Annotated in this window: 3 protein-coding genes; all 3 read right to left on the reverse strand. The window is 58.3% G+C overall.

The annotated features are described in order from the left end of the window. Window positions 1-152 precede the first annotated feature (152 nt). Genes ACERI1_RS16015 through ACERI1_RS16025 form a run of 3 tightly spaced genes read right to left on the reverse strand, consistent with a single transcriptional unit; the run spans window position 153 to window position 13,123 of the window. Window positions 153-2,126: a hypothetical protein gene (locus ACERI1_RS16015; protein ID WP_373619464.1), complete on the reverse strand. Its 1,974-nt coding sequence runs from the start codon at window positions 2,124-2,126 to the stop codon at window positions 153-155. Continuing rightward, entirely contained in the window at window positions 2,119-7,569 is a 5,451-nt protein-coding gene (locus ACERI1_RS16020; protein WP_373619465.1) for a DEAD/DEAH box helicase, read from the reverse strand. The genes ACERI1_RS16015 and ACERI1_RS16020 overlap by 8 nt, the downstream gene beginning before the upstream one ends. Window positions 7,570-7,594: 25 nt before the next feature. After that, window positions 7,595-13,123: a DEAD/DEAH box helicase gene (locus tag ACERI1_RS16025; protein ID WP_373619466.1), complete on the reverse strand. Its 5,529-nt coding sequence runs from the start codon at window positions 13,121-13,123 to the stop codon at window positions 7,595-7,597. Window positions 13,124-13,125 lie beyond the last annotated feature (2 nt).

The raw sequence follows: 13,125 nt of genomic DNA on the forward strand, positions 1-13,125 counted from the left end.
ATCTGGACGGCAAACCTGCCGCGTTGTGGGATGCGCGGCGGTTCCAGATGAATCGTCGTCCACCTGGGAAGCTTGGGAATCGCCATCCTCCATTGGTGGCATCAAGACTTCCCTTTCGAGAGGAAACGTTAATTGTAGTCCGAGAGGCTGAGTTAGCTGTAGTAGGTCGGGATTAACTGGTGATCTGGTATTTCTTGTAGTCGTTCGATCGATATCTCATCTGCTGCCGAAATATCCCAGACGATATCGAAGAATTCGATCGCAGCATCGACAAACTGTGTTCGTTCGGTGTAGACCCCACATTCAGGGTTCCAGTCGTAACTGTTTTCCATGAAGTTCGCTGACCCGAGGAGTGCTGCTCCCTCCGTAGATGCGCCTACCGTCTGTAGTTTGCCATGAATCCCGATTTCACCGAGATCGAGAAAGTCCATATCAGGCGTCACGCGCTGATGTTCTTTGAACCGCGAGTAGGTTCGAACCGTCACCCGGTCTCGATGCTCTTTGATTTCGCTCAGTAGGTTTCGCTGAAGTCGTCGCCACTCCCAGGGCTCCTTCGTGTGACGGGTGAGTAGGCGCAGTTCGAAGCCGTGCTCAAGGAGACGCCGAATCTGGGCCACATACTCGTTGAACGTGTCATCGTCGAATGGCGTCATGATCCGCAAAACTTTGTCCTCCATGTCACGCTCGAGGCCGAGGCTGAACAAGCGGTCGGTCATCGCAGTGTACGGCTCAAGTCCCGACGACCGCCTTTCGTGCCAGCGGCGGAGACGCGCACGTTCTCTACCGACGCCTCGTGAATCTCCGACGTAGGCGTCCATCTTCTTCTCCCCGAGAGCGTCCGGATCGACGAGCGTGTAGGTGAAATAGGTCGGCGCGATTGCCCCACTGTCGATCGATTCGTAGTCCTGTGCCACCATCGATTCGGTCGCGACAGGCGCAGGTGGGAGTGACACCGTCTCTCGAGAGAGTGTGTCTATGCGGCCCTGAATATCCGAATAGCGCTCGACGAGGTGTTTCGTGTATTCATCGCGCACAGTCTCGCTGTCAACAGTTTTCGGGACGGTCTCAAATTCGACAAGGCCGCCGCTGACCTCACACTCGACTCCGGGAACCGATGAAAGTGCTTGGTAGAGAGTATACGGCGTTACGCTCGGCCATCGTTCTGTGACGAAACGCACGTCAAACGTCGCAAGGTCGGGATATGCTGCGACAGTAGCGACGAGCGTAAGAGCAGCCTCCCATTCATCGGCGCTCAGATCGACATTCTCCGACAGGTCATCGAACACGACTGGCTGGTCCAACTCGACTCTCTCTACGTCCGACTCAGTTGACGGTACCAGCAGTGATCGTACCTTGTCGGATTCGTCCTCGTACTCCTGCTGTTGGTCACGGACTGCGTCTTCGACGTCGGTTTCATTGACGATGATTACCCGCGTACTGGCGAGAGTCGCTATCTCCGTCATCCCCAGTTCTTGCCTCCTCGGAACTGTCCCAGTCAATCGCTGCACAAGGTCCTCTAGACAGGCTTCATCCGCAGATTTTGCGGCGTGAGAGAGGACTTCCCGGTAAGCTTCTGCGACAGCCGTCTCGGTAGACGTCGTCTGCTGTGCCGATAGCGAGGTATCGATCCGTTCGTGATCGAGATCGACGCTATCGGGGTAGATGGTCATGAACCCAAGAGATCCCAAGAGAGGGGCGAGGACGGTCTCGTCCCACTCATCGGCAAGTAGGCTGTCAAGCTCGCGCCGCGGGACGTTCTCGTCGATCTCACTGCACGAGCGCAGCACCATCTCAGCGGACTGGAGCTTAGCGACAGTGACTGCTCGGATGAATGGTTGTGGCTCGTCCGAGGAGAGCATCACCATCCCCAGTAGTGAGATGTCGCCGTTTTCGATAAGGCCGAGTTCGCCGAGTAGCCACTCGTGTATCGAGACGACGAGATCGCTATCTCGTTCGTCGTTCGTTCTGATGGTCTCTGCTCGGATGTGTGGTTCAAGTCGTCCCTGTATCGGCTCTTCGGCGGCTTTTGCGGCGAGGGAAGAGTAGATACTTTCCGGTGATAGCGCCCAAAGGTGCTCAGGTGATTGTGTTCGGAGGTCAGCCGCGACGTGGAGTGGGTCACTCATCGTTCCGTGGTTTGAGGTGGAGGTCGTGGGACAGGAGCTCGAGCAGTTCGTCCTTGTCGAATGATTCTGGATCGTTCTGCTCTACACACCCGTACTGGTAGATACAGAACGGACACCCATTCTCGCAGTTACATTTCGACTCGTCGGGCGAAAACGCCTCACGCATGAGTTCGACAGCGCGTTCGAATTTCTCCCCGTCATCCTGCGTCAACAGGACGGTGATTCCGCTCCCACCCTCGTCGGAGTCGTATACTAGCGTTCCATCGTCCTCGATGGACTCAGGAACCTGTCTGACGCTAACGCCGCCGATGTACTGAAGTGCGACTCGGAGGCCGTGAGCGAAGCCGTGTTCGAGTTCTTCACTATCGAAACGGACACGGACCGCCTTCGTGGAGAACTTCGTTGCAGGCCGGACTGCCTCGCTCTTATCGACGGGATGTTGGACGTTGTTCGTACAGTATGCCGAGTCTCCGGTTTTCGCGATCGCTCCGTTACACCCGTCGACACCACACATCTCGAACACGTTCGGGAGCGGGTCCGCTCCTCCGTCCTTATAAGTCGCCCAGTATTTGTTCGTCGATGCGAGTAGCGTGACGTCACCGTACTCGAACTGCCCATGAACGGTCCCGTTCTCGTCGACGATGTCTCGGGAGAACGTCGCCTCGAACGAGTCGCCGGCGTCGGTCTCGACGGGTGCGTACGTGCCCCGAGGTTCCGTGTCGTTCTGGTAGACTGTCGACGGCTGAAGCTGCTCTGTGCTCGGCGTCGAACTGAGCGGGAGATCGTGCTGGTACGCGATCACCCTCTCCGGGACCTTGGTGACGAGCGGCTTCAGTCGTGTCCCGCACGACTCACAGTTGGGGGTGTCGCTATCATACTCGGTGGCACAAGTCGGACAGATAGCCGCATCTTCCAGGTCGTCAGTGATTCGTGCAGATTCTAGCGGTTCCCAGTACACCTGTGTCACGACGTAGGTCTCGCTGTCGTAGAGATATGCGGCGCCAGGATGGAGTTCAGAGAGAGCGATGCGGCGCTCGCGTGACCCGTCGCTGACGTTCTCGAAGTCTTCACCGACGAGCTGATAATCGACCGAACTCCCGACCGACCGCAACCCGAATGCAGCGGAACTCTCCCGATTCAGGTAGCTACCGAAGTCCATGCTCTCGAGTCGGTCGAGATAGTCGTTCAGTTGGTCGAGTTGGCGCTCGACCTGCTCTCGCTGTTCCCGTAGGCGTCGCTTTTCATCGCGGTCACGAGTGTTCCGTTCTTTCCGTCTCAGATCACTCACCTCTTCGTCAAGTTCGTCGATGTCGTCGTAGATTTCGTCTTGCTGATCGCGATAGAGATCGACGATCGTCTCTTCGAAGCTCGGTTCGTCCTTGGTTCCGTCAAGGACGCTTTCGACGATGTCCCCATGCTTACCGAGAACTGGGTCGACGACGCCATCGCAGTCATCGCGCTGGCATTCTCCTCCGTAGCCTGCGGCGTGCTTTCTGCCACACGCTGAACAAACACTGAAGGATAGGAGATCTTCCAACCACTGCTCGATTTCGTCTTGGTTCTCCTCGAGGAGAGATCGAAGTGCTTCGAGCGGTGCATCGTCGTTCCAACTCTGGACTTGGAAGTTCGTAGATGACAGCACCCCAGTGAACGTCATTATGTCGTTCGGTCGAGGTTCCGTGCGCGGCATCGGTTCGTCCTTACAGACGATGAGGTCTTCGAGGCCGCTCTGTTCGCGGCGCCACGGTACCCACTGGGTCGTTGCGGCCCAATCGAGGACAGCCCAGGAAAGCGACTGGTGGAGAACTTCGCGGTTCACCTCGTTGAGCGGAACCTGCTGTGGATCGGCTGCGATAAGTTCCTCCGGATGTTCGTGGTAGTAGTAGTCGATGGGGTTGCGTTGGCTGACCGAGTGGATGAGGGAGTTGCCTGATGACCGTCCTGCGCGGCCGATTCGCTGTAGGTATGAGTTGGCGTTCGGCGGGGTTCCATAGAGGAGTAGCGTATTGAGATCTCCGATATCGACACCCAACTCCATCGCCGGCCCGGACGAGAGGAAGTGCGGGTACCGTCCTTGTCGGAATTGGTACTCCAGTTTTCGTCGCTCGTCACGGTCGGTCTCGCCGTAATACGCCCGTGCGAGCAGCATCATCGGGTCGGATGTCGAAACCTTCTGAGCAGTCAGGGAGTAGTGTGGGTGTGAGAAGTCCGAGCGGTCCTCTATTGTCGCCGTGAACTCGACGATGTCATCGGGTGCCGCCCCGAGAGCGACTTCGAGCGAGGTTGCGTACGCCTCTTGGCTTGGGCTGTAGTTCGTCGGCGTCGCGTCGTCAACGACAGCGCATTTGACTGCGTCTTCGTTGACCATCACGTACCGACTTCCCTCCTCTTCGAGGCGACGCAGAATACCGCGGTCGATGAGGGAATCGAGGTGGTCGTGTCCGTCCTCAATGTCGTCGATCAGATTCGGCTCATAATGGTGGTTCTGACTGATTGCCTCTATGAGCAACTCACGCTCACCTTCGCTGAGGTCGTCGAGATCGGCGTCCGACCGAACGTCGATCAGCCCCTCGTCGCTAAGCTGGTTACTACGGTAACGCTGGCTGTACTTGCCTTCCAAGACACGAGACAGCAATTCTTCCGTCAGGTATTCATCGACCGACTGGTCGTAGCCGGTCAGGAGTTCGTACATCCGCGGTGTATTACCGCCCTTGCCTGCTAATTCCTCCTCGTACTGGTGGGCGTCGTCTACTCCACACTCTACGACGTCGGAGAGCGCTGCCCAACCCGATGCGTCGGCCTCCGATCTGACACTCTCGATGAACAACTGGTCGAAGAAGAACGACTCTTCGGGCTCACGGAAGTTCCGTTCCAGTTCCTTCATGTCGGCCTGGCTGTCCGCAAACGAGAGCATCTTTGATTCACCGAAGGTACCGGGATCGTCACGATCTGCTAGTGAACGAAGCAAATAGCGCCCAGTAGTCACCGCGGCGTTGGCTGGCCCCCGGAGCATCGAGTCGTATCGTCGGTTCTTCGCATAGGTCTCACGCCGGTCTTCGTGGTAACACGGCAGTCCTCCGGGGAACTGACTCGCCTCTCGGACTCGACCGTTGTCGTCGACCATCCGGAAGTTGCTGTACCCCTTCGCCCGGCGACTGATTTCGGGGTTGTCGCAGTTACAATCGCGTGGGCCGTTGGGAAGGAACTCGTATCCACAGGACTGACACTCGTCGACCATGCTGATGTCGAACAGCGCTGACCGAACGAGTTTCTGTTTACCACAGCTACACGATGCTGGTGGATTACCGAAGTACACCTCGTCGCACTCGGGATCGCTGCACGTCCATCCAAGGAACCGTTTAGGAGTGAGATTACCGTCACAATCGTTAGTAGTACACTCCTGTCCCTCCGGGTCTTCGTAGACCTCGCCACATTCGATGCAATACTGAACATCCTCGTCTGTGAGTGGCTCTAGCGCGGTAGAGTGACAGGAGTGACACTCGGGCGCCCGTGCTTCATCGACAGTGAGTTCCCCGTCACAGTCGGGCTTGGTGCAGACATGCTTCTCCATCGAATCGTCAAGGGCCATTGCAGCACCGCAGTCGGGACAGTCGTGCTGGCGGTCGATCTTCTGGCGCTCGCCACAGTCTGTACACTCGTAGTACGGTCGCCAGTAGACTCGAACCATCTCGGGTGTTTCGCCGTCGACGGTCTCACACTGGCATTCCCGCCGTTGGAAATACTCAAAACGCCCCTCTTCAGACGTGACGGTGTGTGGTTCGAGGCGCTCACAGTTCGGACAGAACCACGACTCAAGCGACTCTTCTCCACACTCGTTACACAGCGAGAGCTTCGTCACGAAGTGATGGCCACACTCGGTGCAGGATGACTGCGGAGTGTCGTAGACCGTCCCGCAGTTGATACACGTGTAGTAGCCATCAAGCGGCCAACTGAACAGGTGTGCACGACGTTCAAGAATGTCCGACACCTCGCCGATAGTCATGAAGTTCGTTACTACCGTCTCTGCTTGGAACTCGGAGAGTCCAGCCTCGTCGATCAGGCGGTCGCGAAGGCCGACTGGTCGAAGTGGGGTCTCGCGAAGCGCCGCATAGATCCCACGGACGAATTCCAAGGGACCTCCTTCATCTTCGACTAAATGTTCGTAGAGTGAATTGTCGACGTCCTCGCTGCCGCCCTCTACGCCGGCGGCATCGAGTGCTCGTCTCGCGGCGTTTGTGTCTCCGTTGCGCAACTCCTCTTCGGTCAACTCTGCCGAGGCGAAGTCGTCAGGGATGTCGACGGGGAACGGTGCATCGAGGGTGCGCTCGTCTTCCTCGATAACCATTACGTCGGGGTCAACGAAGGGATTGATACGTTGGAAGACCGTCCGCTTGTTCTCCACGGTCGCCGACGCGCCAACGATAGTGAGATCGTCGTCGGCCTCGCTGTCGTACCCGTTGAGTTGCTGACGCTCTCGAATATACCGGCGCATGAGCGTCGATGTGAATGAACCAAAGAGTTCGGAATACTCGTGGATTTCATCGAACACGAAGTATTTCGGTTCAGCAACGAAGCGCTGCTGTTCATCATCGCTGTTGACGTTGAATAGTCGGTAGTTGATCGTGTCGGGGTTCGTCAACAGAATGTCGGCTGGTGATTCGATGATGGCGTCCCGCGTGACCTTGATAAAGTCGAAAGTGAGATCATCCTCGTGTTCCACCATCGGTTCCACTACGAACGAACCATCGTCTCGCTGGCTGACCGTCAGCGACGAGTCACACTCATCGCACGGGCAGTCAAAGTATTGGAACGTAGTCTGGAGGTACGCGAGCTCGTCGGGGTCGCGCCGCTTCGTATCACCGTCATAGATCCCGACAGTCACCTGTTCGTCCGGCGAGCGTCCCCGGTTGAGCGTGAAGAGGTAGTCGATCAACCGCTTCAGCTGGTCCTGCGCAAGCGCCTTTGTCGGGTATGTGAGGACGCACTTAACGCTGTCTGGCGGGTGATCGTTGTGCTGGCCTGCCTTCGCCTCGGTAATGAACTGGAGGATGGGAATGAGCCATCCCTCGGTCTTCCCTCGACCCGTACTTGCGGTCAGCAGCGTATGGTGGTCCTCGAGAACTGATTCTACCGCTGACTCCTGAAACTCGTATAGCGAGCGGAAACCCGCCTCAGAGAACGTCTCGGTGACGTCGTTGTGGAGGTCGTGGTTACTGGCGAACGTCTCCCAGTGGGTGTCGCTCATCCGGGGGAGGTCGAGCACTTGAAGATAGGGTCCTTTCGTCCGGATGAACTCGGGGAGATCGCTCTCAAGCGACTCGCCCGACCCGTCGTGGTACCGCGAGACGAGGTTCTTGACGGCTCGGTGGGGCTGAGAACCGGCGTAGTGTTCGGCGTACGATTCGCGCATTGAGTTCGCGAGTTCGAGTGGGTCGAAGTCCATTGGTGGCAGTTGTGTGGGATATTGGTCAGTCGGTGAGCTGTTCGTCGATTTCGTGATTCGTGACCGGCCGAATAGTCACGTCACCGCGGGCAAGGATGTCGCGAAGGCGTTCCCGGTCGAACGAGCGCTGATCGTTTCTGACGTCGCAGCCGTACTGATACAGACAGGACGGACATCCGTTCTCACAGTCACAGTCGAACTGGTCACGCATGAGTCCGATTGCACGGTCGAACGCCCGGAACTCACCGTCCGTTCGTTCGAAGAGGAGTCGCGCGACATCGGACCCTCCCTCCTGGGACTCGAAAACGTCGACACGCTCGTCGCCGACGTACTCGGCGAGGCCACGGATGCTGACGCCGCCGAGGTACTGCAATGCGACCCGAAGACCGTGTGATAGTGTGTGCGACAGGTCACGGTCGTCAAGGTCGACGCGAATCCCTTGAGTGTCGTACTGGTATCCAAGGCGAATGAACTCGGAATCAACACCACGGCCATCAGGGAAGTGATCGGGGTCGGCACTGCATCGACGCTCATCATCGTCGTCGCGGTAGATGACGCCAGGACAGTTCTCTTCGCCACAGACCTCGAAGAGTGTATCCCTCGGATCCACCTCACCGGACTTGTACTTCGTCTTGTAGCTCTTTGTGTGCAGCAGAACCGAGTAGTCACCGTACTCGAGCGTCCCGAGTTGTTCCCCGTTGGCGTCCTGGAGTTCGAACGTTCGTTCAGGGTCAAACTCGAGTATCGACGTCTCGCGTTCGGCGTATGTGTTCTGTATCGGTTTGTTCGGCTCGTTGTGGAGGTAGCGCGCCTCGTCGCCCTCCGCGGTCAGTTTGAGGTTGTCATGGTAAGCGTCGACTGAGTCAAGCATCGCGAGCCGGCGTTGCTTGAGTGGTGCATCGGTTTCGCAGTCGCATCCATCGGCATCGAGGTCGTATGAGGCGTGGCACGCCGGACAGACGAGTTCCTCGGCTAGACGGTCTCCACCAACGGTTTCGTTCACCGTTTCGCGGAGGTCTGAACTGGCTTTGTCGTCGAGTCGGACACGCGAGACGGTGTACGTCTCGCCACTGTCAAGGTAGGCAGCGCCGGGATGGAGTTCCGAGAGCGCCATCTGCATCGCGCGTCCACTCTCCTGGTCGCCGACGTTTCGCCGGTTGTACCCTTCTTCGACCAGGGTTAGACCGGCCGTTGTGGCAACACTCCGCATCGAGAAGTCGTACTTGCTCTCACGAGACTCACTGAGGAAGTCGAAGTAACTTGCATCTCCCAGATCAGATAGATAGTCTTCGAGAACCTCAATACGGTCCTTGAGGCCACGACGTTCACGCATAATACGTGCCCGCTCGTCTGATCCAGCCCGCTGCTGGTCGCGACGCAACCGAGAGTTACGTCGTTTCAGGTCGGACAACTCACCTTCGAGCGCCCGTTTGTATTCACGGTATCCGGTGATATAGCGCTCGTCAAAGTTCGCGAGAACGTCGTTGACGAGATGATCGAACTCGTTCTTTGCGTACCGAATTTCTCCGTCACAGTCGCTTTGTGCACACGTTTCGCGGTCGTCATCGGTAGCGTACCGTCGCTCACACTCCTCACAGTATCGGTAGTCGAGAAGCGACTCGAGGTAGTCGGCGATGTCTCGTTCGTGGTCGTCGACGACTTCACTGAGCACGTCGAGCTTCGAGTCGTCGGCGCCGAGGGACAGCGTGTCGGCGCTGAGGGACATCACGTGAGTCAGCTTACTGGCATCTTCGCGTTCGCTCTCATCGAGCATGCTCCGACGGTGATAGGTGTCCCCGCCATCGATCGACCGCGCGCGACCGTGGTGGCTGACATCCCACGGGATGGTGAAGTTGGCCGCCACGTAGTCCAAGACCCCCCACGACAGGGAAACGCGGAGGACCTCCTCGTTGTGTTCGTTGAGCGGGACGGGAGTTGGGTCGGTGTCGATGAGTTCGTCCGGATGGTCATAGTAGTAGTAGTCGATAGGGTTGCGCTGGCTGACCGAGTGGACCATCGAGGAGTGAGAGCTGCGTCCCGCACGCCCGACTCGCTGAAGGTACGCGTTCATATTCGGCGGCGTCCCGTACAGCAGGAGCGCGTCGAGGTCGCCGATGTCGACCCCAAGCTCCATCGTCGGTCCCGAGGAGAGGTGGTGGGGATAGTTCTCCTCGCGAAAGAGGTACTCCAACTCCCGGCGCTTGCGCTTGTTCGTCGCCCCGAGATACTCCTCAGAGATGAGGATTCGCGTCTGCGAGTATTCGGCACGGTGGGCACGCTGTGTGAACCGTGGGTGAGAGATCGATGCTCGCTTGGCGAGCGACGTTCCTGACGAGACAGCAGACCGCGTATCCAGGCCGAACTGGTGGTGGAGCGTCGTGTAGTATCGCTCCGTTTCTGGATCAAACCGGATGCCGTCCCCGTTGCCCGCGACCGTGATCGCGAGCGCCGATGGATCGAACGAGACGTAGTCCTCCGAGTGCCCGTATCTGAGGATATTGCGATCGACTAACTCTTCGACGACCGTTTCGGCGGACTGGCCGGGACTCGGGTGGTCGAAGTTTGCAACCCCATAGTCGTTGCCCTCATCGACAAGTTCGCGGACGATAGCACGCTCGTCGCTCGTGAGTTCGTCGAGACCGGGGGCAAGGCGAACGTCGATCAGGCCTTCCTCGGTGAGGGATCCGTCCCGCTCGCCTAAGCGCTGGCTGTAAGTGTGCTCGAGTGCGCGTCTAGTTAGTCGGTCCCGAAGTGCGTCGTCGTCGTCCCAGCGCTTCCGGGGCTGGTCTTTCAATCGCGACTTCAGATCGAACTCGACACTCCTCGCGACTTGCGGCGGTTCCAGCGCATCGTTGACTTCGTCGACGATGTCCGCCGCGTCTTTGAGGACTTGACTGAACGGAGTCCAGTGGTTTCCGTCATCACGGGATGACGCACTCTCGATCAACAGTTGATCGAGGAGCGTCTCGACCTCGGGTTCCGAGAAGTCCCGACTGAGCTCCTTCATGTCGCGATGGGAGTCGGCAAACGACAGGAGTTTCGCCGCCTGTTGGCCCTCGTCATCGGCGACTCGGCGCAGCATGTACTGTGAGGTCGTCACTGCGAGGTTGCTCGGACCCCGCATCAGTTCATCAAACCGACGACCGATCTCGTACCGTGCGTACGGGTGTGGACACGGGACAGCCGACGGCTGCGAGCTCATCGTGTGAATCCCCCCGTTAATGCCGATCGTTTTGTAGGCCTGGTGGTGGCCAGTCCGCGGGTGGACGTCTGGTGCGTCGCAGTCACACCCTTCATCGCCGAGGAACGCAGTCTCACATGACTGACAGTGCTGGTCGTGGCGGATCTCGAGGAGTCCACGCTTTACGAACGTAGGCGACCCGCAGTCGCATCGATCTGGAGTGTCCTCGAAGTGGATAGTGCTACAGTCGTCGTCCCCACAGACCCACGGAAGGAATCTTGTCGAGGTGAGTGAGGAACCACAATCAACACACTGATCAGGAGCCTGTTCAGGTCGTTCGTAGGTCGCACCACAGTCTGGGCAATCGAATCGCCCGTCGACGGTAGCGAGTCCGAAGTCAGTTCCGTCGCAGTTGTCGCAGACACGCTCCACCTCGCGAGTCGCCTCACACTGCGGATTAACGCAGGTGAACGTCTTATCGCCCGTCCTGACTGTCTTGGAACCGCACTCGGGGCAGTCACGGACTGTCGTTCTCTCGTGTTGGTGTCCACAGTCGAGACACTCGAGGAACGGCTGGAACGTCGTCCGCACCATTTGGACGACGTCGTCGCGCGCTTTCTCACATCGGCGGCAGACGTGTTCCTCGTCCTGGTCGATCGTCCCGTGCTCGGTCGGCGTGTACGGTTCTAGTTGGTCGCAACTCGGACAGTACCACGCGATGAGGTGCTCGTCGCTACAGTGCCGACAGTAGGTGGATCGCGTGACGAAGTCAAACCCACACTCGCGGCAGTTGTCCTGCGGCGAGTGATACGTCACATCGCACGACGGACACGTGTAAAAGCCGTCAATCGGCCAGGAAAACACGTGACTCCGGTTCTCCAGCATGCCGGAGAATTCACCGAGGGTCCGGACGTTCGATACCAGCGTAGACGCCTCATTAGCGTCGAGATCCAGTGCCGTCGCCAACTCGTCGTGCAGTTGTGACCGCGTGAGCGGTGCGTCGTACAGCAACTGGTGGACGTAGCGGACAACCTGTGAACCAGGGTCGTCCTCGACTTCCGTGAGGTAGTCGAAGAGTGCATCACTCACCAACGTCTCCCGACGATCGCGGTCGTAACTCGACGCATCCTCAAGTGTGAAGTCGAACGCGTCGAGACCCGGGACCACGTCGTCCGGCGCGGCCGTTGCACGCAGAATGCGGTCGACGGACAGGCTGTGCGACGTCAATGCTTCCGGAACCTCTTCCGGAACGTCGCCATCAAGGTCGCGAGGAGACTCGCTTACTCGGTTGGCGTCAACGGCACCACTGACCTTCTGGAACAGTTCGATGTCGTTCTCGACAGTCGCACTACTTGCGATGAGTTGCAGGTCGTCGGCGTCACGCGCCTCGCGGAGCGACTGAATTCGCTTCATCAGTGTCGACGTATAACTCCCGAACAGGCCGTCGTAGGTATGCACCTCGTCGAAGACGAGGAATTCGGGTTCGTAGATGAAACGTTCGTGTTCGTCTTCGGCGTTGGTATTGATGAGGCGGTAGTTTATCGTGTCGGGGTTGGTGAGCAGGATGTCGACGCCGCCCTCGAGGATGTCATTTTTGGTCAGGCGCAGGAAGTCGAGTGGGACGTCATTCGGATCGTCGTCTTCACAATGTGCCTTCTCAGGGATGAGTTTGAACCGAGCGCCAGTGTTCCGGATGCGGACGCCGCCACCACAGTCCTGACACTTGGCGAGTTCATCATTGTACCCCGGGCACTCGAAGTGACGGAAGGTCGCATTGAGGTACCCCTCGGCACCTGACTCGCCGACGTTCCGTGGCGTGTCACCGTCGTAAATGCCGACCGTGATCTGCTGTTCGGACGTCAACTGCTTGTTGATGAGGTAGATGTACTGCAGGAGGCGCTTCAGCTGGTCCTGTGCGAGCGCCTTCGTCGGGTAGATGAGCGTGGCCTTGACGCTCGTATCGTCGCTGTTCTCGCCGTACCGCTTATCCTCGAGGATGCGATTGAGGATCGGGATGAGCCACGCTTCGGTCTTCCCCCGTCCCGTTGCGGCTGTGATGACGGTGTCGTCGCCGTTAAGGATGGCTTCGATGCTGCGCTCTTGGAAGTCGTAGAGCCGCTCGAAACCGATTTTCGTGAAGGCACGACGGATGTGGGGTTCGAGATGTGCTGACCGGGCGAAGGCATCCCACGAACGGCTGCTCCAGTTCGGAATGTCAAGCGCCTGGAGGTACGGGCCGCGCATTCCCGTGAGGTCGTCTTCACCGTCGACGAGGCGATTGGCGACGCTGCGCGCTGCTCGTCCACCACGACCGATAAAGTAGTCGTGGTAGGCTTCTTGCATCTGCTCCGCGCGGGTGACGGGGTCTCTCATCG

Origin of the sequence: Natrinema sp. HArc-T2, assembly GCF_041821085.1 — an archaeon.
GTDB lineage: Archaea > Halobacteriota > Halobacteria > Halobacteriales > Natrialbaceae > Natrinema.